Here is a 25,169-nt window from a genome sequence, read left to right on the forward strand (position 1 = left end):
GCCGTGAGCGCGAGGAGTGAGCGAGCCCCGCGGTCGCGAGCCGAGATGGCGCCGTGAGGGTCCCCCGGCCGCGCACCGCCGCCGGCCGGGTGGCCGGAGTGGTCGGCACCGCCGTCGGCATCGCCGCCGCCGGGCTCGCCGCGGGCGTGGTGAGCGAGCGGATCCTGGTCCGTCGCCTCAAGATCGATCCCGCGGACCCGTACGCCCAGGAGGTCTTCGGCGAGCAGCGGTACGACGAGGCGCGCCGGCTGGAAATGCCGGACGGCACCGACATCCACGTGGAGGTGGTCGAGCCGACCCGGCCGGTCGCCGGGCACCCGACCGTGGTGCTGGTGCACGGCTTCTGCCTGGACATGGGGACCTTCCACTTCCAGCGCGAGATGCTCGCCGCGCGCGGCGACTACCGGATCGTCGCGTACGACCAGCCCGGGCACGGCCGCTCCGGCAAGCTGGAGACCGGCGAGTACGACCTGACCGCGCTGGGCCGGACCCTGCGCCGGGTGATCGACGAGGTGGCCCCGGAGGGGCCGCTGGTGCTGGTCGGCCACTCCATGGGCGGCATGACGATCATGGCGCTGGCCGAGCTGTATCCGGAGCTGTTCGGCGACCGGGTGGTCGGCACGGTGCTGATGGCCACCTCGGGGGGCGTGCTCGCCGAGACCAAGCTGGTGGCGCCCGCGCTGCTCGGCCGGGTCGCCGGGCCGGTGCTCTACATGATGAGCAACGCCGCCCGGTACGGCGGCACGGTGATCGACAAGGCCCGGAAGTCGACGTCCAACGTCGCCTGGCTGCTCACCCGCCGGTACGGGTTCGGCACCCCGAAGCCCAGCCCGGCCCTGGTGTCGTACGTCGAGATGATGAACTCGCGGACCTCCGCCGACACGGTCACCCGCTACCTGCGTACGCTGGCCACCCACTCCCGCTTCCCGGCGCTGGCCGCGCTGGCCGGCACGCCGGTGCTGGTGATCGTGGGGGACAAGGACATGCTCACGCCGGTGACCCACTCCGAGGAGATCGTCCGGCGGCTCCCGCACGCCGAGTTCGTGAAGATCCACGACAGCGGGCACGTGGTGATGCTGGAGCACGCCGACGAGGTCAACGCGGCGCTGGAGCGCTTTCTTGAAGAGCTGTGAGCCTGGAGGCGTTGTGACCGTCGTCGTGGAGCTGAAGACGGTCGACGACACCCGCGAGTTCGGCCGCCGGCTGGCCCGGCTGCTGCGCCCCGGTGACCTTTTGCTGCTCAGCGGTCCGCTGGGCGCCGGGAAGACCGCGCTGACCCAGGGCATCGGTGCCGGCCTCGGCGTACGCGGCGACGTCACCTCGCCGACCTTCGTGATCGCCCGGGTGCACCGGCCGGACCCGGCCCGGGGCGGGCGGGTGACCCTGGTGCACGCCGACGCGTACCGGCTGGGGGAGTCCGTCGATCCGCGTGCCGAGATCGACGACCTGGACCTGGACGCCTCGGTGGACGAGGCGGTGACCGTGGTCGAGTGGGGCGAGGGGATGGTCGAGCAGTTGGTCGACGCACACCTGCGGGTCCGCATCGATCGGCGGGACGACGACACCCGGGTGGTCACCCTGGATCCGGTCGGCGGTGACTGGGCCCAGCGACTCGCCGCCCTCGACTGACGACTGTCGTACCGGATGCCTACAGTGCCCGGGACCAATCAGACCGGCGGAAGGTTGCCGATGCCCGACGACACCCCCACCCTCGACCTGCTGGCGCTCCTTCCCGACGCGTGGCGGGGGGCGCTCACCCCGCACCTCGACCCGACCGGCACCGCGGCGCTGGCCGAGTTCGTCGCCGGGGAGTACGCGGCCCAAACGGTCTACCCGCCGGCCGAGGATCTCTTCTCCGCCTTCCGCCTGTGCGGGCCGGCGGAGTGCCGGGTGCTGATCCTCGGGCAGGACCCGTACCACAAGGCGGGGCAGGCGCACGGGCTGAGCTTCAGCGTGCGCGAGGGGGTGTCGGTGCCGCCGTCGCTGCGCAACGTCTTCAAGGAGCTGGGCGAGGACCTGGGCGTGCCGAAGCCGCGCAGCGGCAACCTGACCGGTTGGGCGGCGCAGGGCGTGCTGCTGCTCAACTCGGTGCTCACCGTGCGGGAGGCCAGCCCGGGTTCGCACGCCAACCGCGGCTGGGAGGAGTTCACCGACGCCACCATCCGTGCCCTGGACGCCCTCGACCAGCGGGTGGTCTTCCTGCTCTGGGGCGGTTACGCGCGCAAGAAGGCGGCCCTGGTCACCAACCCGCGGCACGTGGTGCTGGAGGCCGGTCACCCCAGCCCGATGAATCCGCGCGGTTTCCTGGGCAGCCGGCCGTTCAGCGCGGCGAACAAGGCCCTCGCCGACGCCGGGCTGCCCACCATCGACTGGGAGCGCTCAGCCGGCTGACCCGAGCCGCTGCCGGTGGCGGCGCAGCAGGTCGGCGGTGCGCGGGTCTGCCACCTCGACCCGGACGAGCGGCTCGACCGGGTAGCTTCGGGCGTCCAGCCCCAGCTCGTCGATCCGCTCGCCCACCGACCGCTCGGCCAGCGCGTCGAGCGCCGCGTCCAGATGGCTGTCCAGCGGCTCCACCCCCACCCGGAGCTGCCGGCCGAGCGCCGCGAACAACCGCTCCACCATCGGCAGGCTCGGCAGCCGGTCGCCCCGTTCGATGTGGGCCAGCGTGCCCTGGCCGAGCCCGGCCAGGTCGGCCAGCGCCTGCTGGGTCAACTCCTGGCGCTCCCGCTCGTGGCGGATTGCGGTGGCGACCTGGCGGGCCAGGCGGTTGCTCTCGGTCACCCCGCGACGATGACCGAAGTCCTGGGAGTGCCATGTCTGTGAGACAGAAATAAGTCTCAGAGACATGGCACTCACCGGTGATGTGCCTACCGGGGATGGTCACCGTCCGTAGCGGCCCGTGCCGGACAGGCCGTGACCGGGCGTGACCGCAGTGCGGCTAGGCTGGCATACCGTGCTCGTACTCGTGGTGGACTCCTCGACGCCCGCGGTGACCGCGGCCCTGGTCGAGGTCTCGGCGGACGGTGTCGTGGCTCGCGCGCAGCGGTGCACGGTCGACGCCCGGGCACACGGGGAGCTGCTCGCCCCGCAGGTCGACGCGGTGCTGGCCGACGCCGACGCCCGTCCCGGCGACCTCGCCGCGATCGTCGCCGGGCTCGGCCCGGGGCCGTTCACCGGGCTGCGGGTCGGCCTGGTCACCGCCGCCACAATGGGTCAGGTGCTGGGCATCCCCACGTACGGTGTCTGCTCGTTGGACGGGATCGGCCACCCGGTGGCCGCCGGCGAGCCGGTCCTGGCCGCCAGCGACGCGCGGCGCCGGGAGGTCTACTGGGCCGTCTACGACGGCGCCGGACAGCGGATCGCCGGGCCGAACGTGGACAGCCCCGCGGTCGCCGCGGAACGCGCCCGGGGCCTGGCCGTCACCGTCGTCGTCGGCGACGGCGCGCACCGGTACGCGGACGTCCTCGGCCTGCCGGTACGCGAGGAACCGCGCTACCCGGACGTGATGGCGCTGGCCCGGCTCGCCGCCGAGCGGATCCGCGCGGGCGCGCCCGGCGAACCGCTCACCCCGCTCTACCTGCGTCGCCCGGACGCCGTCGCGGCTACCGGCCACAAGCCGGTCCTGCCATGACCGGCGCACGACTGGGGCGCTTCCGCTGGTGGCACATCGACCAGGTGCTGCCGCTCGAGGCTGACCTCTTCGGTGCCGAGCAGTGGTCCCCGGCGATGTTCTGGAACGAACTGGCCAACGGGCACTTCTACCTGGTCGCCGCCGACGACGACGGCACCGTGCTCGGCTACGCCGGGCTGCTGGTGGCACCGCCCGACGAGGCCTGGGTGCAGAACATCGCGGTCCGCCGGGACGCGCAGCGCCGGGGGATCGGCCGGGCGCTGCTGGAGGCGCTGCTCGCTGAGGCGGCCCGGCGCGGCGTCCGCAGCACGTTGCTCGAGGTCGCCGCGGACAACGGCCCGGCGCAGCGCCTCTATGCGACGTACGGCTTCGAGCCGATCGGCGTGCGTCGCGGCTACTACCAACCGAGCAACACCGACGCGCTGGTCATGCAGCGCAACGAGGACTGACGAGCATGGCTGACGAACCCCTGATCCTCGGCATCGAGACCTCCTGCGACGAGACCGGGGTCGGCATCGTCCGCGGGCACACCCTGCTCGCCGACGCGCTGGCCTCCAGCGTCGAGGAGCACGCCCGGTTCGGCGGCGTGGTGCCCGAGGTGGCCAGTCGTGCCCACCTGGAGGCCATCGTGCCCACCATGGACCGGGCGTTGAAGCAGGCCGGGGTGACGCTCGCGGACATCGACGCGATCGCGGTCACCTCCGGGCCGGGCCTGGCGGGCGCGCTGCTCGTCGGGGTCGCCGCGGCCAAGGGGTACGCGGTCGCCGCCGAGAAGCCGGTGTACGGGGTGAACCACCTCGCCGCGCACGTCGCCGTGGACACCCTGGAGCACGGGCCGCTGCCCGAGCCGGCGATCGCCCTGCTGGTCTCCGGCGGGCACTCGTCGCTGCTGCGCGTCGACGATCTGGCCCGGGGCGTCACCCCGCTCGGTGCCACCATCGACGACGCCGCCGGTGAGGCTTTCGACAAGGTGGCCCGGCTGCTCGGGCTGCCGTTCCCGGGCGGCCCGTGGATCGACCGGGAGGCGCGCGCCGGTGACCCGGGGGCCATCGCCTTCCCGCGCGGGCTGACCGCCGCCAAGGACCTGGTCGCCCACCGGTACGACTTCTCGTTCTCCGGCCTGAAGACCGCGGTCGCCCGCTGGGTGGAGGCGCGGCAGCGGGCCGGCGAGCCGGTGCCGGTCGCCGACGTGGCCGCGTCCTTCCAGGAGGCGGTCTGTGACGTGCTGGTCGGCAAGGCCCTGGATGCCTGCCGGAGCAGCGGGATCGACACACTGGTGATCGGCGGCGGGGTGGCGGCCAACTCGCGGCTGCGGGCGATGGCCGAGCATCGGGCGGCCAAGCACCACGTCCGGGTGCGTACGCCCCGCCCGAACCTGTGCACCGACAACGGGGCGATGGTGGCCGCGCTGGGCTCGCATCTGGTCGCCTCGGGCGTCGCACCGAGCCGCCTCGACCTGCCCGCCGACTCGGCGATGCCGCTGACCGTGGTCAGCGTCTGAAGGCGGAGGGGAGCATCGTGATCGTCCGGATGTGGGAGGCGAAGGCCGAGTCGTACGGCTTCGCCGATCTGATCACCTGGGTCTGCGAGACCGCACTGCCCGAGCTCGAGCACGACCCGCTGCACCTGTCCAGCGAGGTGTTCTCCTCCACCGACCACCGCCTCGTGGTCATCTCGAGGTGGCGGAGCAATCCGCGTACGCTGCCGGACCCGCCGCCGACCCTGGTCGCCCGCCCGCCGCACGTCTGGGACTTCACCCAGGTCGACCGCTGACGGTCAACCCACGTCGAGGGGGTCGGCGAGGAGCCGCTCGAAGGCCAGTTCGGCGGCGCCGATCAGCGCCGCGTCGTCGCCCAGCTTCGGCGTACGCAGCCGGGCGTGCTCCAGGCAGGCGGGCAGCCCGTTGGAGTTGAGCCGACTGCGGACCTGGGCGGCGGCGGCCAGGTAGAGGTCGCGCATGGTGCCGCCAAAGATGATCATTTCAGGGTTGAAGATGTTGACCAGGTTCGCCACGCCGAAGCCGAGCCAGTCACCGGCCTGGCGGACGGCGGCCTGGGCGCGGGCGTCGCCTCGGTCGGCCGCCTCGAAGACGGCCAGCAGCGCCTCCCTGCCCCGGGCTTCGGAGCGGCCCGCGGCCCGGAGCAGGCCGTGCTCGCCGATCTCGGTCTCCCAGCAGCCCCGGCGCCCGCAGTCGCAGGGCACGCCGTCGCGGACCACCACCATGTGGCCGACCTCGCCGCTGTACCCGCCGTGCCCGGTGAGCCGCCGCCCGCCGGCGATGATGCCGGCCCCGACGCCGACGTCCCCGTACAGGTAGATGACGTTGTCGCAGCCGGCCGCGACGCCCCGGGCGTGCTCGGCGAAGGCGGCCACGTCGGCCACGTTGCCCACGATGATCGGTACGTCGATGCCCAGCGCGGCGGCGAGCGCCGCCCCGATCGGCTCGTCCACCCAACCGGTGGTCGGGCTCAGCCGGACCAGGCCGTCCTCCCGGCGGACCATGCCGCAGGCGGCCACGCCGGCACCGATACAGACGGAGTCGGCCGGCACCGACTGGTGCATCTCCTTGACCGCGCCGGCCAGCAGCGGTGCGGCCTCCCCGGCGACCAGGTTTCGCGGCCGGTCCAGCTCCCGGCGGTCGAGCACCTCACCGCCGAGGCCGACCCGTGCGGCCCGCAGCCGGTCCACCTCCACGCTGTACGCGTACGCGTAGATCCGCTCCGACTCGGGCCGGACGACCAGCGACGGTCGCCCGGCCCGGCCGGTCTCCTTCGGCGTCCCCTCGCTGACCAGACCGGCGCCGGCCAGCTCGGCGGTCAGCGCGCCGATGGTGCTGCGGTTCAGCCCGAGGGCGGTGGTCAACTCGGCGCGGCTGGTGGCACCGTGCACGTGCACGTACCGCAGCAACGCGCCCAGGTTCTGCCGGCGGATCTCGTCCTGGCTGGGACCTGTGCGCATTGCTACGACCATTTCCGGGGTAAGGGGTTCAGCGGGTGCCGGTGGCGGCGGCCCGTCGCCGGGACAGCGCGTCGATGGTGGCGGCCCCGAGCAGGACCACGCCGGTGACCACGTACTTGACGCCTGAGCTGTATTCCATGAGGCCCATCCCGTTGTCAATGACGGCGATCACCGCACCGCCGAGCACCGCGTCGAGCACCCGGCCCTTGCCGCCGAAGAGACTGGTGCCGCCGATGACCGCCGCGCCGACGGCGTAGAGCAGGACACTGCTGCCACCGGTGTTGGGGTCGACCGAGTTGGCCCGGCTGGCTGCCACGATGCCGCCGATGGCCGCCATGCCCGAGCAGATCACGAAGACCGAGATCCGGATCCGGTCGACGTTGATGCCGGCCCGGCGGGCCGCCTCCCGGTTGCCGCCGACGGCGTAGATGTGCCGGCCGTAGCTGGTGCGCTGGAGCACGAAGGTCCAGACGATCAGCAGCACCGCGATGATCGGCACCACGGCCGGTACGCCCTTGAGCGAGGTGAACAGGACGTTGCGGCTGCGCTCCAGGTTGAGGATGAAGACCGCCACGCCGAGGACCAGGGCCAGCGCGCCGATCCGGGTGAGGACCACCGCGATCGGGTCGGTCAGCAGGCCGCGGGCGGAGCGCTGGTGGTGCCGGAGCAGTTGGACCGCCGCGTAGCCGGCGACGCCGACGGCGGCGAGCGCCCAGCCGACCGTCGGGGGAAGATTGCTGTTCTCGATGGCCAGCAGTACGTCGTCCCGCACCGAGATGTTCTTGCCCTCCTCCATGAGCACCAGCGCGATGCCCTGGAAGGCGAGGAAACCGGCGAGGGTCACCACGAAGGAGGGGATGCCGACCTTCGCCACCAGGAGGCCGAGGACCGTGCCGATGACCACGCCGGTGGCGACCGCGGCGAGCACCGCCAGGTACCAGGGATAGCCGAAGACGGTCACCACGTTGGCCAGTACGGCGGCGCAGACCCCGCTGGCGAAGCCGGCGGAGAGGTCGATCTCGCCGAGCAGCAGGACGAAGACCAGCCCCATCGCGATCAGCGTGATCGCCGCGCCCTGGGTGAAGAGGTTGGCGAAGTTGCCGGGGGTGAAGAACGACGGACGCACGATCGAGAAGGCGGCGGAGAGCACGACGAGCATGCCGACGGCGGGGAGCGCGCCGATGTCGCCACCGCGTACCCGACGCCAGTGGTTGTGGAGGTGGCTGCCGACGGTGGGCGGCGGCGCGACGGCGGCGGGCCCTTCCTTCTTGACGACGATGGTGGTCATCGAACGGCTCCTGGGGTGGGATCGGCGGGCTCGGCGCCGTTGCCGTTGCTGCCCGGGGCCGGGTCGGCGGGGAGGCCGAGGCTGCCGGAGCGGCCGGCCGTGATCAGCTCGACCACCTGCGAGTGGGTGATGTCGATGGTCTTCACCTGGGCGACCATCTGGCCGAGATAGAGCGCTGCGATCCGGTCGGAGACGGCGAAGACGTCGTTCATGTTGTGCGAGATGAGCACCACCGCCAGGCCGTTGTCGGCCAGCCGGCGGACCAGTTCGAGCACCTGGGCGGTCTGCGCGACGCCGAGCGCGGCGGTCGGCTCGTCCAGAATGACCAGCTTGCTGTTCCAGAGCACGGCCTTGGCGATCGCCACGGTCTGGCGCTGGCCGCCGGAGAGGCTGGAGACGTGCTGACGTAGCGACTTCACCGTGCGGACGCTGAGCCCGGCCAGGGTCTCCGCGGCCAGTTGCTCCATGGTCGGCTCGTCGAGCACGATGCCGCTGCGCTTCTCCCGGCCGAGGAACATGTTCTGCACGATGTCGAGGTTGTCGCAGAGCGCGAGGTCCTGGTAGACGACCTCGATGCCGAGCGCGGCGGCGTCCCGGGGCCCGTTGATGCTCACCGGCCGGCCGTCGAAGAGGAATTCGCCGGCATCCGTGGGGTAGATGCCGCTGATGCACTTGACCAGGGTCGACTTGCCGGCACCGTTGTCGCCGACCAGCGCGGTCACCTCGCCGGGGTGGGCGGCGAAGTCGACGTCGCGAAGCACCTGGACGGGACCGAAGCTCTTGTCGATCCCGCGTAGTTCCAGCAGGGGAGTTGCGGACACGGGGGTCTCCTTCGGACGGAGGGGAGATCTCGATCCCGTCTGGCGACGTGCCGCCCGGCACGGATGTCCCGTGCCGGGCGGCGCCGCCTGAAGCGGGTACGGAAGGGTCAGCTGATGCCGGCGTCGGCGCAGAGCTTGGCGTACGCCCCGGCGCAGAGCTCTTCCTTGGTGACGTAGCCGTCGTCCACGACGTCCTTGACGTTCTCCTTGTGGATCGCCTTCGGCTCCAACAGCACGGCTGTTACGTCCCGACCGCCCTCGGGGTCCTTGACCGTCTGGCCGGTGTCCTTCTTCTCCCCCTTGGCGAGCGCGATGGCCAGCCCGGCGGCGGCGTCCGCCTCCTTCTTGACCGCCTTGTAGACGGTCATGCACTGGTCACCGGCGAGGATGTTCTGCAGGCCCTGGGCGGTGGCGTCCTGGCCGGTCACCGGGACCTTGCCGTTGAGCTTGTTCTTCTTCAGCACCGAGATGGCCGCGTTGCCGAGGCCGTCGTTGGCCGCGAGCACCCCGTCGATCTTGCCGCCGGCCTTGGTGAGCTGCTGCTCGAAGATCGTGGCGGCCTGGGCGTTGTCCCACTCCGGCACGGAGTCGTCGGCGGCCTTGGTGTATTCGTTCGAGTCGAACTTCGGCTTGAGCACCGAGTCGTACCCGTTCTTGAACAGGGTGGCGTTGTTGTCGGTCGGCGAGCCGTTCAGGTAGGCGATCGCCGGGTTCTTGGCGCCCTTGTCGGTCAGGCACTTGCTCAGGCCCTCGCCCTGGAGCTTGCCGACCGCCTCGTTGTCGAAGCTGACGTAGTACGCCGCCGAGCCGCCGAGGGTGAGCCGGTCGTAGTCGATGGTGGCCACGCCCTGCGACTTGGCCTTGTCCAGCACGGCCTTGCCGGTGCCGGAGTCCAGGTTGACGATCATCAGGACGGTCACGCCGTTGGTGATCATCTGATCGGCGATGGTCTGGAACGCGGTCTTGTCGTTCTGCGCGTTCTGGATGTCGGAGTCGACGCCCGCCGCGTCGAAGGCCTCCTTGAGGTACTTGCGGTCCGCGGTCTCCCACCGCGCGGAGGACTTGCTGTCCGGGAGGATCACGCCGATCTTCGGCTTCTTGTCGGTCGAGCCACCGGCCTGGTCGGAGCCGCCGTTGTCGCCACAGGCGGCCATGCTGCCGGTGGCCAGCAGGCCGACGGCGGCGAAGGTGAGGAAGCCCTTGCGCATGTGCATGGGTCCTTTCCGGGGTGGGAAGGTGTGTTTTGTTGTGCCCGGCAACGTATTCCCCCTCTCATTGGACATGCAAGACCGTCGAGGTCAGAAGTTTGTTGGCGGCCATAACAATTCAGCAACGCCACTGTGGCCCGACTGTCCCCTCGGCTGAGAGCGCTCTCGGGTGAAGTGCGGGAATGCCCCGCCGGGGTCGGTCCGGAGTGGATCAGTCGGCCGCGATCGGCGCGGTGACGGCGTCGGTCAGTGCGACCAGATCCGCCGGGGCGAGTTGCAGTTGCAGCCCCCGGCGGCCCGCCGAGACGTAGACGGTCGGGTGGTCCAGCGCGGACGCGTCGACCACTGTGGGCAGCCGCTTGCGCTGGCCGAGCGGACTGATCCCGCCGCGCACGTAGCCGGTGGCCCGCTCGGCGACGACCCGGTCCGCCATGGCGGCCCGCTTGCCGCCGACCGCGGCGGCGAGGGCCTTCAGGTCGAGATCCCCGGTGACCGGCACGACCGCCACGGTGAGCCCGCCGTCGACCTCGGTGACCAGGGACTTGAACACCCGCTCCGGCGGCACCCCGAGGGCCGCCGCGACCAGCGCGCCATAGTTCGGCGCGTCCGGGGAGACGTCGTACGGGTGGGTGCTGTGCCTGATCTTCCGCTTCGCCAGCAGCGCCGTCGCCGGAGTGCCCTGTCCCGCCATGCCCGACAAGCTAACTCAGGCCGGCACCGGCTGGCAGAGCAGCACCATCGGCGCGCTCTTCACCCGGGTCAGCACCAGGCTGGCCGCCGTCTCCCCGGCGAGCTTCAGGTCTCGGCGCAACTTCTCCGGCTCCAGCGCCGAGCCGCGCTTGAGGATCTCCACCCGGCCGACCCGGCGCTCCCGGAGCAGGGCGCGCAGCCGCTTCAGCGAGAACGGCAGCACGTCGGTGACCTCTAGGCAGCGGGCGAAGGGGGTGGCCACGGGGGCGTCGGCGTAGAGGTAGGCGATGCTCGGGTCGGCCAGGGTCGCGCCCAGTTCCGCGGCCAGCTCGGCGACCAGGTGCGCGCGGACCACCGCCGGGTCCGGGTCGTACAGGTAGCGGCGGACCGGTCCCACCGGTGCCTCGGCGTCACCAGAGCCGGTGAGCTGATAACAGGGGGCCCCTGCGCTACCGGAGGCGTTAACCAGGGGCCCTTCCTTCAACAGGGTGGCGCGGCGGGGGACCTCGGCCAGCGCGCCGCACCAGAGGGCGGCCTCGACCAGGTCGCCGGCCACGCTGACCCATTCCGCCTCCGCGCCCGCCGGGATCAGCGCATGGTCCAGCCCGGGGGCAACCTTGACCACGGTGCGCGGCACCCGCTCGGCCAGCCCGGTGACGAAGTCCCAGGGCGGCGAGTAGGCGTTCGGGTCGAAGATCCGCCGGCCGGTGCCGGCCGAACGGCGCGCCGGGTCGCAGAAGACCGCGTCCACCCGGGTCACATCGAACGCCGTCGCGTCGCCGTACTCCACCGTGAACCGCGAGGCCAGCCCGGCCGCCTCGGCGTTCGCGGCGGCCATCGCGGCGGTCACCGGGTCGGCCTCCACCCCGTACACCCGGATGCCGGCGCGGGCGGCGGCCAGCGCGTCCGCGCCGAGGCCGCAACCGAGGTCGGCGAGGGTGCGGACCCCGGCGGCGCGCAGCCGCGCGGCCCGCCGGTCGGCGACCACCCGGCGGGTGGCCTGCTCCAGCCCGGGGCGGGTGAGGAACATGCCTGCAGCCTCCGGCCCGAACTTGCCACCCGCCCGGCGGCGCAGCTCGGCCTGGGTGAGCGCCGCGGCGGCCAGCCCGGGGGCGACGCCGGCCGAGCGCAGCCGGGCCGCCGCGGTCAGCGGATCGCCGCCGGCGACCGCGGCGGCCGCCGCGAGCGCGGCCGACCCCTCGGGGGTACGCAGCGCGGCGAGCTGATCGAGATCCACCCGGCCATTGTCCGGGCAGCGCGCGACGCGCCGGGCGGCGGGTTGGCACTCTCCTTGACGGAGTGCTAGCCGAGGAATAACCTGCGATTAGCACTCTCACCCTGAGGGTGCCAACTCCCGGGCTCAGGTGTCCGGGGGTTGAACGCCAGGCGGACCGGCACCCGCGACGACGGCCCCGCCCGGTGGCATGTGGCAGATTGACGCCGGTCGGCGCGCCGACCGGCAACGAAACCAGTACCCCAGGAGGGTATGCCCGTGACTACCGCGACCAAGGTTGCGATCAAGCCGCTCGAGGACCGGATCGTGGTCCAGGCGAACGAGGCTGAGACCACCACGGCGTCGGGCATCGTGATTCCCGACACCGCCAAGGAGAAGCCGCAGGAGGGCACCGTCCTCGCTGTCGGCCCGGGCCGGATCGACGACAAGGGTAACCGTGTGCCGCTCGACGTGAAGGTCGGCGACACCGTCCTGTACTCGAAGTACGGCGGCACCGAGGTCAAGTACGCCGGCGAGGAGTACCTGGTGCTCTCCGCCCGCGACGTCCTCGCGGTCATCGAGAAGTAAGCAACCGATCAGTGTCGTTGCCCCGGTCCGGCTCGCCGGGCCGGGGCAACGTCGCTTCGAAGGGATACTGATGGCAAAGATCCTGAGCTTCTCGGACGACGCCCGACACCTGCTGGAGCACGGTGTCAACGCCCTCGCCGACGCGGTCAAGGTCACCCTCGGCCCGCGCGGGCGCAACGTCGTCCTCGACAAGAAGTTCGGTGCGCCCACGATCACCAACGACGGTGTGACCATCGCCAAGGAGATCGAGCTCACCAACCCGTACGAGAACCTCGGCGCGCAGCTGGTCAAGGAGGTGGCGACCAAGACCAACGACGTCGCCGGCGACGGGACCACCACCGCGACCGTGCTGGCCCAGGCGATGGTCCGCGAGGGCCTGCGCAACGTGGCCGCCGGGGCCAACCCGACCGGCCTCAAGCGGGGCATCGACGCGGCGGCCCACAAGGTCTCCGAGGCGCTGCTCGACAAGGCCGTCGAGGTCGCCGACAAGGACTCCATCGCGCACGTCGCGACGGTGTCCGCGCAGGACGCCACCATCGGCGAGCTGATCGCCGAGGCGATGGAGCGGGTCGGCCGCGACGGTGTCATCACCGTCGAGGAGGGCTCCGCGCTCGTCACCGAGCTGGACGTCACCGAGGGTCTCCAGTTCGACAAGGGCTTCATCTCGCCGAATTTCGTCACCGACGTGGAGGGGCAGGAGGCGGTCCTGGAGGACCCGTACATCCTGATCACCACGCAGAAGATCTCGGCGATCGAGGAGCTGCTGCCGCTGCTGGAGACGATCCTCCAGAACAACAAGCCGCTGCTCATCGTCGCCGAGGACGTCGAGGGCCAGGCGCTGTCGACGTTGGTGGTCAACGCGATCCGCAAGACCCTCAAGGTCTGCGCGGTCAAGGCCCCCGGCTTCGGCGACCGCCGCAAGGCGATGCTCCAGGACATGGCGATCCTGACCGGCGCCGAGCTGGTCGCCCCGGAGCTGGGCTACAAGCTCGACCAGGTCGGCCTGGAGGTGCTCGGCACCGCCCGCCGCGTGGTGGTCGACAAGGAGAACACCACCGTCGTCGACGGCGGCGGCCAGGCCTCCGAGGTCGCCGACCGGGTCGCCCAGATCCGCAAGGAGATCGAGGCGTCGGACTCCGAGTGGGACCGGGAGAAGCTGGCCGAGCGGCTGGCGAAGCTCTCCGGCGGCATCGCCGTGATCAAGGTCGGCGCGGCCACCGAGGTCGAGATGAAGGAGCGCAAGCACCGCATCGAGGACGCCATCGCCGCGACCAAGGCCGCGGTCGAGGAGGGTACGGTCCCGGGTGGCGGCGCCGCCCTGGCCCAGATCCTGCCGGTGCTCGACGACGACCTGGGCCTGACCGGTGACGAGAAGGTCGGCGTCTCGATCGTGCGCAAGGCGCTGGTCGAGCCGCTGCGCTGGATCGCCCAGAACGCCGGCCACGACGGCTACGTGGTGGTGCAGAAGGTCGCCGGCCAGGAGTGGGGCAACGGGCTCGACGCCGCCGTCGGCCAGTACGTCGACCTGGTCAAGTCCGGCATCCTCGACCCGGTGAAGGTGACCCGCAACGCGGTCACCAACGCGGCCTCGATCGCCGGCCTGCTGCTCACCACCGAGAGCCTGGTGGTGGAGAAGCCGGAGAAGGCCGAGCCGGCCGCCGCCGGTGGCCACGGCCACGGTCACGGCCACCAGCACGGTCCGGGCTTCTGATCCCGCACCGTACGGCCTGAGTCAGGGCACACCGCCTCGCTGGGCGGTGTGCCCTGACCCGTCTCTGCTTCGGAACGCTGACCTGGTTGGCGGCCGGCCCGTCCGATCGACAACACTGATCGACGTGCGCAGCCCCTCCCGCGGCCACGCCGCGCTGGCCGGGATCACCGCCGCGGCCGTGGCCATCGGTGCCGCCGAACCGGTGGCGGTCCTCACCGGTCCCCGCTCGGCGCCGCTGATCGCGGTCGGCGGGGTCGTCGTCGACCTGGTGCCCGAGCCGCTCAAGCAGTTCGCCATCGCGCTCTTCGGCACGTACGACAAGATTGCCCTGTTGGTCGGGGCGGCGGTGCTGCTGGCCGCGTTCGCCGCGCTGCTCGGCGTGCTGGCGGCCCGGCGCCTGGCGATCGGCCTGGCCGGCATCGCCGGGTTCGCCGCCCTCGGGGTGGCCGCCGCGTTGACCCGGGCCGGCGCGGACGCCGCCGACGCGCTGCCCTCGCTGGTCGGCGGCGGGCTGGGGGCGCTGACGCTCTGGGCGTTCGTCGCCGGCCCGCTGCGGGTGCATCCCGGCCCGGCGGCCCCGGCCACCGTACGTCCGGCCACCGCACTCGGGCCCACGCCGCCCCCGACCGTCGCCGCGCTCGCGCCCGAGGAGCCCCCGGCGGGGTGGGAGCCGCTGGAACGCGGCGATCCGGGGGCGCGGCGCCGGTTTCTGCGCGGTGTGGCCGCCCTGGCCGGCGCGGCCGCGGTGGCCGGGCTGGGCGGGCACTGGCTGGCCGGCCGGCGGGGCGTCTCGGCGGCCCGGCAGGCGGTCGTGCTGCCCACCCCGTCGGCCGCCGCCCCGGCGGTGCCGGCCGGGGCCGACCTGTCGCTGCCCGGGCTCGCCCCCTACGTCACGCCGGCGAGAAGCTTCTACCGGATCGACACCGCCCTGGTGGTGCCGCAGGTGGACCCGGCGGCCTGGCGGCTGCGCATCCACGGCCGGGTCCGGAACCCGATCGAGCTGAGCTTCGCCGACCTGCTCGCCCGGCCGATGGTCGAGCGGTACGTGACCCTGGCCTGCGTCTCCAACGAGGTGGGCGGGGACCTGATCGGCAACGCCCGGTGGCTCGGCGTACCGATCAAGGAACTGCTGGACGAGGCCGACCCGGAGGACGGGGCGGACCAGGTGGTCGGGCGCTCGGTCGACGGCTGGACCTGTGGCACCCCGACGGCCGCGCTACGGGACGGCCGGGACGCGCTGCTCGCGGTCGGGATGAACGGCGAGCCACTGCCGGTCGAGCACGGCTTCCCGGTACGCATGATCGTCCCCGGGCTCTACGGGTACGTCTCGGCGTGCAAGTGGGTGACCGAGCTGGAGGTGACCAGCTTCGCCGACTTCGACGCGTACTGGGTGCCGCGTGGGTGGGCGGCGCAGGCGCCGATCAGGACGCAGTCCCGGATCGACACGCCGCGCCCGCGTACCCGGCTCACCGCCGGCCCGGTCGTGACCGCCGGGGTGGCCTGGGCCCAGCACCGGGGCATCGGCACGGTCGAGGTACGCGTCGACGGCGGCCCCTGGCAGGAGGCGACGCTGGCACCGACCGTCTCGGTGGACACCTGGGTGCAGTGGTCCTGGCGCTGGGACGCGACCCCGGGCGAGCACACCCTCCAGGTGCGGGCCGCCGGCGCCGACGGCGCGACGCAGCCGGAGGAGCGCCGCCCGGTCGCTCCGGACGGGGCCACCGGCTGGCACACGGTCCGCGTCACCGTCCGGTGAGCGGTCGGTGGCCGCCGATCAGGCGATCTTGCGCGGAGCCGGCACGGTGGACCGGTGCGGCTGGCCGAGGCGGGCCTCCAGCCGGGCCACGTCGACCCGGGTCCGCCGGCGGTCGGCCAGGTCCTCCCAGCCGACGGCGAGCAGCCGCAGCCGCTCCGATTCGCTGAACCCGCCCCACACGCCGTACGGCTCGCGGACGGTCAGGGCGTGCGCGGCGCACTCGGCCCGCACCGGACAGGCCCGGCAGACGGCCTTGGCACTCGACTCGCGGCGCAGGCGCGACGAGCCGCGCTCACCGTCCGGGTGGAAGAACTGTGCGCTGTCCCGCCCCCGGCAGGCACCGAGCCGCTGCCAGTCCCAAAGGTCGACGATGGGTCCAGGCAGCCTGCGTACGTTCGACATCAACACCCCTCCTCCCGCGCGGCACCGCGGAGAATCCTTTTAGCCACCTACCGGGCGGCGGTCCGCGCGGGACACCGGTTCCGGTCTGGGCCTTCGGTACCCGGGCCGTCCCGCGCTCACACCTCTGTGATCCAAAACCTCGGACAACTCGCGGCATATGCCCCATCTGTCGGAAAAGTTCGAATGATTGCCCGGAACCTCCTCCCCGGCTGACCCCGCCGTGGTCTGCTCTGAGGCGGAGAGGAGACCACAGTGCGTAGCGTTCTCGTGTGCGTTCGGACACCACTGGCGGCCCAGCAACTGACCTCCGCGGCGGCGCGGCTCGGGCTGGCCGGTGCGGTCCGGACGGCGGTCTCCGATCCCGAGGTGATGCTGCGGCTCGCCGAGCGTCCGGTCGACGTGGTGCTCGCCGACACCGCCCTCACCCGGCCGGACAGCGCGGGCTTCGTCCGCCGGGTGCTCGCCCGCGCGCCCCAGGCCGCCGTGCTGCTGCTCGGCACGGAGGAGTCGGAGGCGGCAGCGGCCACCATCAGCGCTGGCGCGCGGGGGCTCATCCAGGGCGCCGACCACGATCTGACCAGTGCGGTGGCGAAGGCTCTGCTGCTGCTCGCGGCCCCGGGACGGCCGGCCCGGCACCGGGTGACCGACCCGGCCCGGGACGCCGCGGCGGTCGGTGGATCGGCCCGCCCGGCCGCGTCGGCGCGTACCCAGGGCGGACCGCCGGCCTGGCCGGCGCCCCCGGCGGAGGGCGCGCCCACAATGGTCCCGGTGCAGCGCGGCGACGACCCGGCCGAACCGGCCGGCGGCGAGCCGGAACCGGCCCCGGCGGGCGGTCCCCAGCGCGCGAGCGCCCGCAGCGCGATCGGGCTGACCGAGCGGGAACTCCAGGTGCTGCTCGGCATGGCCGAGGGGAAGAGCAACGCGGAGATCGGGCGGGAGCTGTTCGTCTCCGAGGACACCGTCAAGACACACGCCCGCCGGCTCTTCCGCAAGTTGGGCGCCCGCGACCGGGCGCACGCGGTGGCGGCCGGCTTCCGCGCCGGCCTGGTCGCCTGAGCGGAGCCAGGGCGGCCGAGGTCACTCCTCGGCGGAGTCCTCGGTGCCCTCGGTCAGGGTGTCGTGCACGCCGTCGGCGTAACCCCGGGCGTAGTCCCAGCTGACGTAGTGGTCGGGGTCGGGGTCGTACGCCGGCTCGTGCACCCGGGGCTGGCCGGAGTTGAGCAGGTGGCGCAGGTTGCCCCGGAGCAGGTCCCAGTCGAAGTAGTGCGGCTCACGGCAGTCCTCGCACTCGATGACCAGGCCGCGTACCCCGATCGGCTGGAGCAGGGCCTGGTAGATCTCCAGGTCGGCGAGGTCCTCCAGGACATCCTGCCGCTCGACCTCGGTAAGCGGGTCGAGCTCGTCGTCCTCGCGCGGGTCGTGCAGGCCGGCAGCCGGATCGGCCGGGTCGCCGTTGAACGGGTCGATGGGCTCGTCGTGCACCCCCTCACCGTAGACCCCGGCACAGCGGAAATCCGCCCCTGGGGACAGCTGTGGCGGCGCCTACCCGAGCCCGGCGCTGCCCGGGCCGGCCCAGCGCAGTGGGTACGATGAAGCAACGCGCCGTCACTCCGGCGCTCGCCGGTGCCCGCGCGCGCCGCCTCACTGAAGCCCGTCCGACCAGCTCAGGGGAGCAACCGTGGAGAATTCGCCCAGCACCGACCTTCCCGCCGGCGTCGACGGCGGCGAGCTGGCCGGTCACCTGCCCGAGCTGCCGGCCGGCTCGGCGCGGGTGGTGCCGCTCGGGCTGACCTTCGACGACGTGCTGCTCCAGCCCGGCGAGTCGGACGTCGTGCCCAGCCGGGTCAACACCCGCACCAAGCTCACCCGGAACATCGAGCTGAACGTGCCGCTGCTCTCCAGCGCGATGGACACCGTCACCGAGGGGCGGATGGCGATCGCCATGGCCCGCCAGGGCGGCATCGGCGTGCTGCACCGCAACCTCTCCGTGGAGGACCAGGCGCTCCAGGTCGACCTGGTGAAGCGCTCCGAGTCCGGCATGATCACCAACCCGGTGACCGCCAGCCCGGACGACACCCTCCGCGACGTCGACGCGCTCTGCGGCCGATACCGGATCTCCGGTGTGCCGGTGGTCGACGGCGCGGGCCAGCTCGTCGGCATCGTGACCAACCGCGACATGCGCTTCGTCTCCGAGCCGGCCACCCCGGTGCGCGAGATCATGACCCGGACCCCGCTGATCACCGCCCCGGTCGGGGTGAGCAAGGACGAGGCCCTCGACCTGCTGCGCCGGCACAAGGTCGAGAAGCTGCCGATCGTCGACGACTCGGGCAAGCTGCGCGGGCTGATCACCGTCAAGGACTTCACCAAGAGCGAGCAGTACCCGAACGCCACCAAGGACTCCGCCGGCCGGCTCCGGGTGGCCGCCGCGATCGGCGTGGGCGAGGACTCGTACAAGCGGGCCCGCACGCTGGTCGACGCCGGGGTGGACATGCTGATCGTGGACACCGCGCACGGCCACCAGCGGGCCGTGCTGGAGATGGTCGCCCGACTCAAGAAGGACGTCGCGATCGACATCGTCGGCGGCAACATCGCCACGTACGCCGGCGCGAAGGCGCTGGTCGACGCGGGCGCCGACGGCGTCAAGGTGGGCGTCGGCCCGGGCGCCATCTGCACCACCCGGATCGTGGCCGGGGTGGGCGTGCCGCAGATCACGGCGATCATGGAGGCCACGCGCGCGGCCCGCCCGGCCGGTGTCCCGGTGATCGGCGACGGCGGCATCCAGTATTCCGGCGACATCGCCAAGGCCCTGGTCGCCGGCGCCGACACGGTGATGCTCGGCGGCCTGCTGGCCGGCTGCGAGGAGAGCCCGGGCGAGCTGCTCTTCATCAACGGCAAGCAGTACAAGACGTACCGGGGGATGGGCTCGCTCGGCGCCATGCAGTCCCGCGGCCAGGCCAAGTCGTACTCCAAGGACCGCTACTTCCAGCAGGACGTGACCAGCGACGAGAAGCTGGTCCCGGAGGGCGTCGAGGGCCAGGTGCCCTACCGGGGCCCGCTCGCCCAGGTCGCCCACCAGCTCGTTGGCGGGCTGCGGCTGGCGATGGGGTACGCCGGTGCCGAGAGCATCCCCGAGCTGCACCGCCGCGGCCAGCTCATCCGGATCACCGCGGCCGGCCTCAAGGAGAGCCACCCGCACGACATCCAGATGACCGTCGAGGCGCCCAACTACCACTCCCGCTGACCATCACCCCCAACAACCTGGAGTCCCCCATGCGTGACGTGGTCGAGATCGGGCTGGGCAAGACCGCGCAGCGCGGCTACCACCTGGACGACATCGCCATCGTGCCGAGCCGCCGCACCCGGGATGTCGACGACGTCTCCACCGCCTGGCAGCTCGACGCGTACCAGTTCGGCATCCCCTGCGTCGGCCACCCGTCCGACGCGACGATGAGCCCCGCCTCAGCGGTGCGGCTCGGCGAGCTCGGCGGCCTCGGCGTGCTCAACGTCGAGGGCCTCTGGACCCGGTACGAGAACCCGACGAAGGTGCTCGAGGAACTGGCCGGCCTGGACGAGGACGCCCCGGCCACCCGCCGGCTCCAGGAGGTCTACGCCGAGCCGATCCGCCCCGACCTGATCGCCGAGCGGGTCCGCGAGCTGCGGGCCGGCGGTGGCACGGTGGCCGTCCGGGTCTCCCCGCAGCACACCCTCGCGCTCGCCCCGGTGATCCTCGACGCGGGCGTGGACATCCTGGTCATCCAGGGCACCATCGTCTCCGCCGAGCACGTCTCCACCACCGACGAGCCGCTGAACCTCAAGGAGTTCATCGCCGACCTCGACCTGCCGGTCATCGTCGGCGGCTGCACCGACTACAAGACCGCGCTGCACCTGATGCGGACCGGCGCGGCCGGCGTGATCGTCGGCATCGGTGGCGACGGCTGGTCGACCACCGAGTCGGTGCTCGGCATCCGGGTGCCGATGGCCACCGCCATCGCCGACGCCGCCGCGGCCCGCCGCGACTACCTGGACGAGACCGGCGGCCGGTACGTGCATCTGATCGCCGACGGCGACATCCAGACCTCCGGCGACATCGCCAAGGCGCTGGGCTGCGGCGCCGACGCGGTGATGATCGGCGAGCCGCTCTCGCTCTGCGAGGAGGCCCCGGCCGGCGGTGCCTGGTGGCACTCGGCGGCCAGCCATCCGTCCCTGCCGCGGGGCGCGTTCGAGGTGGCCGGCGAGCCGCTCGGCTCGATGGAGAAGCTGCTCTTCGGCCCGGCCGACGAGCCGGACGGCCAGCTCAACCTCTTCGGCGGCCTGCGCCGCGCGATGGCCAAGTGCGGCTACCGCGACCTCAAGGAATTCCAGAAGGTAGGCCTGGTCCTAGACCGCTAACCCCCCACCCCCGCCGCGCCGGTCGGCTTAGGCTCGGCCGGTGAGGTGGGGACGGGGTGGGGTGGCGGCGGTGGTGGTGGCCGTCGCGGTGGTGGGCGGGGGATGTACGGGGGACGACGGCGGGCGGTTTCGGGCGGGGGCGGGTGACGTCGGGGATCCGTACGTGCCGGGGGCCGGCAACGGCGGCTACGACGTCGACCACTACGCGCTGACGGTCCGCTACGACCCGGCCGGCAAGCGGCTCACCGGCCAGGCCACCGTCACCGCCACCGCGACCGCCGGCCTGTCCCGGTTCCACCTGGACCTCGCCGGCCTCACCGTCGACCGGGTACGCGTCGACGGCGCCTCGGCCAAACACCGGCGCGACGGCGACGAACTGGTGGTCAGCCCGGCGCACGGCCTGCCAGCCGGCCGGCGGTTCACCGTCGAGGTGGCGTACGGCGGGGTACCGCGGCCGCTGCCCAGCGGCGAACTCGGCGACGGTGGCTTCCACGCCACCGGAGACGGCGCGATCGCCCTCGGCCAGCCCGAGTCGGCGAGCACCTGGTTCCCGGCCAACGACCACCCCTCCGACAAGGCCACCTACGACATCGAGGTGACCGTTCCGGACGGGCTCGCCGCGCTCAGCAACGGGGTGCCCAAGGGACAGTCCAGCCAGGACGGCTGGACCACCTGGCGCTGGTCCGAAGGCTCCCCGATGGCCAGCTACCTGACCACCCTGGTGATCGGCAACTACCGGGTGTCGACCGGCACGCACGCCGGGAAGCCGCTGGTGACCGCGGTCGCCGCCGGGCTGCCGGCGGACGGGCCGGCCGCCACGGCGCTGGCCCGCACCGGCGAGGTCGCCGACTTCCTGGCCGAGCGCTTCGGCCCGTACCCGTTCGACGCGTACGGCGGCATCGCGGTCGCCGACGAGCGCATCCGGTACGCGTTGGAGACCCAGACCCGGCCGGTCTACGGGCCGGGCTTCTTCGCCGACGGCCGGCCGAACACCGAGGTGGTCGCGCACGAGCTGGCCCACCAGTGGTTCGGGGACAGCGTCTCGCTGGCCCGGTGGAGCGACATCTGGCTCAACGAGGGCTTCGCCACGTACGCGGAATGGCTCTGGCGCGAGCACGACGGCGGCCGCAGCGTCGCCCAGTCCTTCGCCGAACGGTACATGGTGACCGACTGGACGAAGCCGTCGGTGGACCCGGGCCGGGCGGCCATGTTCGGCGATGCGGTCTACCAGCGCGGTGCGCTCGCCGTGCACGCGCTGCGCCGCGCGGTCGGCGACGAGACCTTCTTCCGCATCCTGCGTGGCTGGCTGGCCGAGCGGCGGGACGGCACCGCCACCACCGCCGACTTCGTCGCGTACGCCGAGCGGGTCGCCGGCCGGCCGCTGCGCCCACTGTTCGACGCCTGGCTGGTCGGCCCCGAACGCCCGGCCAGGTAAGGAAGGGCCCCCTGTTAACGCCTACTGCATAGCAGGGGGCCCCTATTAACACCGGTCAGGTCTTCACCCGCAGGGCGGGGTGGGCGGCGAGGAACTTTTCGGCCTCACCGGCCTTGAGCGCGGCGAAGAACTGCGGCCCCACCGGCCGGAGTTGCTCGCCCTGGTAGGCGCCGCCCTTGCGGACGCCGTCCCCGGGCAGCCCGACCAGGACCAGGCCGTCGGTCGGCATCCCGCCGAGGGCGTACGCGAAATCGATCAGGCCTCGCCCACCGCCCGCGTACACCATGGCGTCGCCGATGGCGTGCACCACCTTCTGGACCTGGTTCGGATCCCGGGCCAGCCCCTGGTCGAGGATCTTGCGGACCAGCGCCCGGATCAGCTGCTGCTGGTGGCGCTGCCGGGTGTAGTCGCCCCCGGCGATGTAGCGCTGCCGGGCGTAGTCCCGCGCCTGCCAGCCGTTCATGTGCCGGGTGCCCTTCTCATAGACCATCTGCGGCCCGACGTACCCGCTGGCGGTGTGCGGGCGGTACTGCCCGTCGGGGCGCCGGTGGATCGAGGCGACCCGCTGGTCGACGTAGAGGTCCACCCCGCCGAGGGCGTCGACGAGCCGGTCGAAGCCGAAGAAGGTGAGCACCGCGCCGGCGTCGATGCGCAGCCCGGTGTACCGGCTGACCGTGGTGCGCAGCAGCTCGTACCCCTGTTTGGTGCTGGGGTGTTTCTTGTCGCCCGGGACCCGGCTGCCGTAACTCATCGCGTGGGTCAGCTTGGTCCGCCCGCCCGGGTAGCCGGCCTTCGGGAAGGCCGGGATGTCGACCACCAGGTCGCGGGGGAGGGAGACGAGGTACGCCTGCTTCAGCCCCGGCTCCACATGCATGACCAGCACCGAGTCGGCGTGCGGCTCCCAGCCCGGCACGGTGACCCGGGTGTCCACCCCGACGAGGAGGAAGTTCAGCGGCCCCTTCACGTCCGCGCCGGGCGGCGGCGTGGGGCTCGCGTTCGTCGGGGCGCTTGCCGACGGCGACGCGGGGGAGTCGGCGGCCGGGCTGGGCGTGGGCCGCGAGACGAGCCGGGTGGCGACCACCGCGCCGGCGGCGACGAGGAGGACCGCGACCAGGGCGGCCAGCCCCAGCCAGCGTCGTCGTGGCGTTCCGGTGCCTTGCGTCATCGATTTCCCCTCTCCCCGTGTTGTCCGACGCGTGAGCGGCCGTCTTGGTTGCGGCCGAGACCTCGGCGTCGGCCGGGCGTCCTGCATGATCTCCGAAAACCGGTGCTGGCGCGACGGCTACTCGTCGGTAATGATGCGTTCATGCAGTATGACGTGGTGGTCGTCGGATCCGGATTCGGCGGCAGCGTCACCGCGCTCCGGCTGGCCGAGAAGGGCTACACCGTCGGCGTGCTGGAGGCCGGCCGGCGCTTCGCCGACGACGAGTTCCCGGAGACATCCTGGCGGGTCCGGCGCTTCCTGTGGGCCCCGAAGCTCGGCTGCTACGGCCTGCAGCGGATCGACCTGCTGCGCTCGGCCGGCCGGAAGGCCGGCGGCGGGGTGCTGGTGTTCTCGGGGGCGGGGGTGGGCGGCGGCTCCCTGGTCTACGCGAACACCCTCTACGAACCCCTCGACGCGTTCTACACCGACCCACAGTGGCGGGACATCACCGACTGGCGGGACGAGTTGGCCCGCCACTACGACCAGGCGAAGCGGATGCTCGGCGTCACCACGTACCCCGTCGTCACCGGCGCGGACCGGGCGATGCGGGCGGTGGCCGAGCGGATGGGGGCGGGGGACACCTTCCACGCCACCCCGGTGGGCGTGCACATCGGCCGGCCCGGCGAGCGGGTGGCCGACCCGTACTTCGGCGGGGCCGGGCCGGGCCGCACCGGGTGCACCCACTGCGGCTCGTGCATGACCGGCTGCCGGCACGGCGCGAAGAACACCCTGGTCAAGAACTACCTCTGGCTGGCCGAGCGGCTGGGCGTCCGGGTGCACCCGCTGACCACGGTGACCGCGGTCCGCCCAGCCGCCGGCGGCGGGTACGCGGTGCACACCGAGCGCACCGGCGCCTGGCTGCGCCGGCACCGCCGGGTGATCCACGCCGGCCAGGTGGTCTTCGCGGCCGGCGCGCCGGGCACCCAGCGGCTGCTGCACGAGATGCGGGCCACCGGGGCGCTGCCCGGGCTCTCGCCCCGGCTCGGCGAGCTGACCCGGACCAACTCGGAGGCGATCCTCGGCGCCTCGGTCGGCCGTGGGCAGGCCCGGCAGCGCGGGCTCGACTTCACCGAGGGGGTCGCCATCACCAGCTCGTTCCACCCGGACCCGCAGACCCACATCGAGCCGGTCCGCTACGGCCGAGGCTCGAACGCGATGGGTCTGCTCCAGTCGCTGCTGGTCGACGGCGGCCCGCGCCGGGTCCGGCGTTGGCTGGGCAGCATCGTCCGGCAGCCGGTGCTGGCGGCCCGTATGCTCTCCGTCCGCAGCTGGTCCGAGCGGACCGTGATCGCCCTGGTCATGCAGTCGGTGGACAACTCGCTCGTCACCGGGTTCCGCCGGGGTGTGTTCGGCCGGCGGCTGGTGTCCCGCCCCGGGCCCGGCACCCCCAACCCGACCTGGATTCCGGCCGGCAACCAGGCCGCCCGGCTGCTCGCCGAGGAGATCGGCGGTACGCCCGGCGGCGCGCTCACCGAGCCGTTCGACATCCCGCTGACCGCGCACCTCCTCGGCGGGGCGGTGATCGGGGCCACCCCGGACCGCGGGGTGATCGACCCGTACCACCGGGTCTACGGGCACCCGGGGCTGCACGTGGTGGACGGCGCGGCGGTGTCGGCCAACCTGGGGGTCAACCCGTCGCTGACCATCACTGCCCAGGCCGAGCGGGCCATGTCGCTCTGGCCCAACAAGGGCGAGGCGGACCCGCGCCCACCGCTCGGCTCGGCGTACCGGCGGCTGGACCCGGTCCCGCCGCGCCACCCCGCGATCCCCGCCCACGCCCCCGCCGCCCTGCGGTAAGGAGGGGCCCCCTATTAACGCCTCCGGTAGAGCAGGGGGCCCCTGTTAACAACCTCGCAGTCGGGGCGTGCTCGGTCC

General features: G+C 72.8%; 25 protein-coding genes. 15 read left to right on the top strand and 10 right to left on the bottom strand.

What is annotated here, in order from left to right:
• The first annotated feature begins 53 nt into the window (after positions 1-53).
• From ACNAW0_RS24270 to ung, 3 genes are read left to right on the top strand one after another with little or no spacing between them, the layout of a single operon-like run.
• Positions 54-1,133: an alpha/beta fold hydrolase gene (locus ACNAW0_RS24270; protein ID WP_416290291.1), complete on the top strand. Its 1,080-nt coding sequence runs from the start codon at positions 54-56 to the stop codon at positions 1,131-1,133.
• 13 nt (positions 1,134-1,146) lie between these two features.
• Positions 1,147-1,629, top strand: a complete 483-nt coding sequence (gene tsaE / locus ACNAW0_RS24275; protein WP_416290292.1) for a tRNA (adenosine(37)-N6)-threonylcarbamoyltransferase complex ATPase subunit type 1 TsaE — start codon at positions 1,147-1,149, stop codon at positions 1,627-1,629.
• Between the two features lie 60 nt (positions 1,630-1,689).
• Complete coding sequence (gene ung, locus ACNAW0_RS24280; RefSeq protein WP_416290293.1) at positions 1,690-2,391, top strand: uracil-DNA glycosylase; 702 nt, start codon at positions 1,690-1,692, stop codon at positions 2,389-2,391.
• Here the strand turns inward: ung and ACNAW0_RS24285 are convergent.
• Positions 2,380-2,781: a helix-turn-helix transcriptional regulator gene (locus ACNAW0_RS24285; RefSeq protein ID WP_416290294.1), complete on the bottom strand. Its 402-nt coding sequence runs from the start codon at positions 2,779-2,781 to the stop codon at positions 2,380-2,382. The two genes, ung and ACNAW0_RS24285, sit on opposite strands and share 12 nt — an antisense overlap.
• A gap of 172 nt (positions 2,782-2,953) precedes the next feature.
• On the opposite strand from ACNAW0_RS24285, the gene tsaB reads away from it, so the two are divergent.
• From tsaB to ACNAW0_RS24305, 4 genes are read left to right on the top strand one after another with little or no spacing between them, the layout of a single operon-like run.
• A complete protein-coding gene (gene tsaB / locus ACNAW0_RS24290; RefSeq protein WP_416290295.1) occupies positions 2,954-3,631 on the top strand; it encodes a tRNA (adenosine(37)-N6)-threonylcarbamoyltransferase complex dimerization subunit type 1 TsaB in 678 nt (225 codons plus the stop codon).
• Positions 3,628-4,080 carry a ribosomal protein S18-alanine N-acetyltransferase gene (rimI, locus tag ACNAW0_RS24295; RefSeq protein ID WP_416290296.1) on the top strand — a complete coding sequence of 151 codons (453 nt, stop codon included), beginning with the start codon at positions 3,628-3,630 and terminating at the stop codon, positions 4,078-4,080. Before tsaB ends, rimI begins: the two co-directional genes overlap by 4 nt.
• A 5-nt stretch (positions 4,081-4,085) precedes the next feature.
• On the top strand, positions 4,086-5,132 hold the full coding sequence (gene tsaD, locus ACNAW0_RS24300; RefSeq protein WP_416290297.1) for a tRNA (adenosine(37)-N6)-threonylcarbamoyltransferase complex transferase subunit TsaD: 1,047 nt from the start codon (positions 4,086-4,088) through the stop codon (positions 5,130-5,132).
• A gap of 17 nt (positions 5,133-5,149) precedes the next feature.
• On the top strand, positions 5,150-5,404 hold the full coding sequence (locus tag ACNAW0_RS24305; RefSeq protein ID WP_416290298.1) for a hypothetical protein: 255 nt from the start codon (positions 5,150-5,152) through the stop codon (positions 5,402-5,404).
• 3 nt (positions 5,405-5,407) lie between these two features.
• Here the strand turns inward: ACNAW0_RS24305 and ACNAW0_RS24310 are convergent, their stop codons facing one another.
• The 6 genes from ACNAW0_RS24310 to ACNAW0_RS24335 form a co-directional block, all read right to left on the bottom strand.
• Positions 5,408-6,589 carry an ROK family protein gene (locus ACNAW0_RS24310; protein ID WP_416290299.1) on the bottom strand — a complete coding sequence of 394 codons (1,182 nt, stop codon included), beginning with the start codon at positions 6,587-6,589 and terminating at the stop codon, positions 5,408-5,410.
• A 28-nt stretch (positions 6,590-6,617) separates the two neighbouring features.
• Positions 6,618-7,877 carry a sugar ABC transporter permease gene (locus ACNAW0_RS24315; RefSeq protein ID WP_416290300.1) on the bottom strand — a complete coding sequence of 420 codons (1,260 nt, stop codon included), beginning with the start codon at positions 7,875-7,877 and terminating at the stop codon, positions 6,618-6,620.
• Positions 7,874-8,698, bottom strand: a complete 825-nt coding sequence (locus ACNAW0_RS24320; protein WP_416290302.1) for an ATP-binding cassette domain-containing protein — start codon at positions 8,696-8,698, stop codon at positions 7,874-7,876. The genes ACNAW0_RS24315 and ACNAW0_RS24320 overlap by 4 nt, the downstream gene beginning before the upstream one ends.
• Before the next feature lie 107 nt (positions 8,699-8,805).
• Complete coding sequence (locus ACNAW0_RS24325) at positions 8,806-9,906, bottom strand: sugar ABC transporter substrate-binding protein (RefSeq protein WP_416290303.1); 1,101 nt, start codon at positions 9,904-9,906, stop codon at positions 8,806-8,808.
• Positions 9,907-10,117: 211 nt separating this feature from the next.
• Positions 10,118-10,597: a Cys-tRNA(Pro) deacylase gene (ybaK, locus tag ACNAW0_RS24330; protein ID WP_416290304.1), complete on the bottom strand. Its 480-nt coding sequence runs from the start codon at positions 10,595-10,597 to the stop codon at positions 10,118-10,120.
• 15 nt (positions 10,598-10,612) lie between these two features.
• On the bottom strand, positions 10,613-11,833 hold the full coding sequence (locus tag ACNAW0_RS24335) for a THUMP-like domain-containing protein (RefSeq protein WP_416290305.1): 1,221 nt from the start codon (positions 11,831-11,833) through the stop codon (positions 10,613-10,615).
• Positions 11,834-12,082: 249 nt separating this feature from the next.
• Here ACNAW0_RS24335 and groES point away from each other — a divergent pair, with 249 nt between their 5' ends.
• The 3 genes from groES (at position 12,083) to ACNAW0_RS24350 (ending at position 15,864) form a co-directional block, all read left to right on the top strand.
• Positions 12,083-12,397 (top strand): co-chaperone GroES, encoded by a 315-nt coding sequence (gene groES / locus ACNAW0_RS24340; protein ID WP_089005269.1) that lies wholly within the window; start codon positions 12,083-12,085, stop codon positions 12,395-12,397.
• Positions 12,398-12,467: 70 nt separating this feature from the next.
• Entirely contained in the window at positions 12,468-14,108 is a 1,641-nt protein-coding gene (groL, locus tag ACNAW0_RS24345; protein WP_416290307.1) for a chaperonin GroEL, read from the top strand.
• A gap of 124 nt (positions 14,109-14,232) precedes the next feature.
• Positions 14,233-15,864 (top strand): molybdopterin-dependent oxidoreductase, encoded by a 1,632-nt coding sequence (locus ACNAW0_RS24350; RefSeq protein ID WP_416290309.1) that lies wholly within the window; start codon positions 14,233-14,235, stop codon positions 15,862-15,864.
• Between the two features lie 18 nt (positions 15,865-15,882).
• Here ACNAW0_RS24350 and ACNAW0_RS24355 read toward each other — a convergent pair whose 3' ends face one another.
• A complete protein-coding gene (locus ACNAW0_RS24355) occupies positions 15,883-16,266 on the bottom strand; it encodes a WhiB family transcriptional regulator (RefSeq protein ID WP_416290310.1) in 384 nt (127 codons plus the stop codon).
• A 252-nt stretch (positions 16,267-16,518) separates the two neighbouring features.
• Between ACNAW0_RS24355 and ACNAW0_RS24360 the strand changes: the two genes are divergently transcribed.
• The gene (locus ACNAW0_RS24360) at positions 16,519-17,322 is read left to right on the top strand and encodes a response regulator transcription factor (protein WP_416290311.1); all 804 of its coding nucleotides are present in this window, start codon (positions 16,519-16,521) and stop codon (positions 17,320-17,322) included.
• A gap of 21 nt (positions 17,323-17,343) precedes the next feature.
• On the opposite strand, the gene ACNAW0_RS24365 is transcribed toward ACNAW0_RS24360, so the two are convergent.
• Positions 17,344-17,748 carry a DUF5319 domain-containing protein gene (locus tag ACNAW0_RS24365; protein WP_416290312.1) on the bottom strand — a complete coding sequence of 135 codons (405 nt, stop codon included), beginning with the start codon at positions 17,746-17,748 and terminating at the stop codon, positions 17,344-17,346.
• A 196-nt stretch (positions 17,749-17,944) separates the two neighbouring features.
• On the opposite strand from ACNAW0_RS24365, the gene guaB reads away from it, so the two are divergent.
• From guaB to ACNAW0_RS24380, 3 genes are read left to right on the top strand one after another with little or no spacing between them, the layout of a single operon-like run.
• Positions 17,945-19,507 carry an IMP dehydrogenase gene (gene guaB, locus ACNAW0_RS24370; RefSeq protein WP_416290313.1) on the top strand — a complete coding sequence of 521 codons (1,563 nt, stop codon included), beginning with the start codon at positions 17,945-17,947 and terminating at the stop codon, positions 19,505-19,507.
• Between the two features lie 29 nt (positions 19,508-19,536).
• A complete protein-coding gene (locus ACNAW0_RS24375) occupies positions 19,537-20,655 on the top strand; it encodes a GuaB3 family IMP dehydrogenase-related protein (RefSeq protein ID WP_416290314.1) in 1,119 nt (372 codons plus the stop codon).
• A 40-nt stretch (positions 20,656-20,695) separates the two neighbouring features.
• Positions 20,696-22,090 carry a M1 family metallopeptidase gene (locus tag ACNAW0_RS24380; RefSeq protein ID WP_416290315.1) on the top strand — a complete coding sequence of 465 codons (1,395 nt, stop codon included), beginning with the start codon at positions 20,696-20,698 and terminating at the stop codon, positions 22,088-22,090.
• 55 nt (positions 22,091-22,145) lie between these two features.
• Here the strand turns inward: ACNAW0_RS24380 and ACNAW0_RS24385 are convergent, their stop codons facing one another.
• On the bottom strand, positions 22,146-23,255 hold the full coding sequence (locus ACNAW0_RS24385) for an LCP family protein (protein ID WP_416290316.1): 1,110 nt from the start codon (positions 23,253-23,255) through the stop codon (positions 22,146-22,148).
• Positions 23,256-23,396: 141 nt separating this feature from the next.
• Between ACNAW0_RS24385 and ACNAW0_RS24390 the strand changes: the two genes are divergently transcribed.
• Positions 23,397-25,091: an FAD-dependent oxidoreductase gene (locus ACNAW0_RS24390; RefSeq protein ID WP_416290317.1), complete on the top strand. Its 1,695-nt coding sequence runs from the start codon at positions 23,397-23,399 to the stop codon at positions 25,089-25,091.
• Positions 25,092-25,169 lie beyond the last annotated feature (78 nt).

The organism is Micromonospora sp. SL1-18 (genome assembly GCF_047921505.1).
Classification (GTDB): domain Bacteria; phylum Actinomycetota; class Actinomycetes; order Mycobacteriales; family Micromonosporaceae; genus Micromonospora.

What these genes read in the sequence shown, in the direction of transcription:
- ung (WP_416290293.1), top strand. Translation starts at nt 1,690, where the DNA reads ATGCCCGACGACACCCCCACCCTCGACCTGCTGGCGCTCCTTCCCGAC.
- rimI (WP_416290296.1), top strand. Translation starts at nt 3,628, where the DNA reads ATGACCGGCGCACGACTGGGGCGCTTCCGCTGGTGGCACATCGACCAG.
- tsaD (WP_416290297.1), top strand. Translation starts at nt 4,086, where the DNA reads ATGGCTGACGAACCCCTGATCCTCGGCATCGAGACCTCCTGCGACGAG.
- ACNAW0_RS24310 (WP_416290299.1), bottom strand. Translation starts at nt 6,589, where the DNA reads ATGCGCACAGGTCCCAGCCAGGACGAGATCCGCCGGCAGAACCTGGGC.
- ACNAW0_RS24315 (WP_416290300.1), bottom strand. Translation starts at nt 7,877, where the DNA reads ATGACCACCATCGTCGTCAAGAAGGAAGGGCCCGCCGCCGTCGCGCCG.
- ACNAW0_RS24325 (WP_416290303.1), bottom strand. Translation starts at nt 9,906, where the DNA reads ATGCGCAAGGGCTTCCTCACCTTCGCCGCCGTCGGCCTGCTGGCCACC.
- ybaK (WP_416290304.1), bottom strand. Translation starts at nt 10,597, where the DNA reads ATGGCGGGACAGGGCACTCCGGCGACGGCGCTGCTGGCGAAGCGGAAG.
- groES (WP_089005269.1), top strand. Translation starts at nt 12,083, where the DNA reads ATGCCCGTGACTACCGCGACCAAGGTTGCGATCAAGCCGCTCGAGGAC.
- groL (WP_416290307.1), top strand. Translation starts at nt 12,468, where the DNA reads ATGGCAAAGATCCTGAGCTTCTCGGACGACGCCCGACACCTGCTGGAG.
- ACNAW0_RS24355 (WP_416290310.1), bottom strand. Translation starts at nt 16,266, where the DNA reads ATGTCGAACGTACGCAGGCTGCCTGGACCCATCGTCGACCTTTGGGAC.
- ACNAW0_RS24375 (WP_416290314.1), top strand. Translation starts at nt 19,537, where the DNA reads ATGCGTGACGTGGTCGAGATCGGGCTGGGCAAGACCGCGCAGCGCGGC.
- ACNAW0_RS24385 (WP_416290316.1), bottom strand. Translation starts at nt 23,255, where the DNA reads ATGACGCAAGGCACCGGAACGCCACGACGACGCTGGCTGGGGCTGGCC.
- ACNAW0_RS24390 (WP_416290317.1), top strand. Translation starts at nt 23,397, where the DNA reads ATGCAGTATGACGTGGTGGTCGTCGGATCCGGATTCGGCGGCAGCGTC.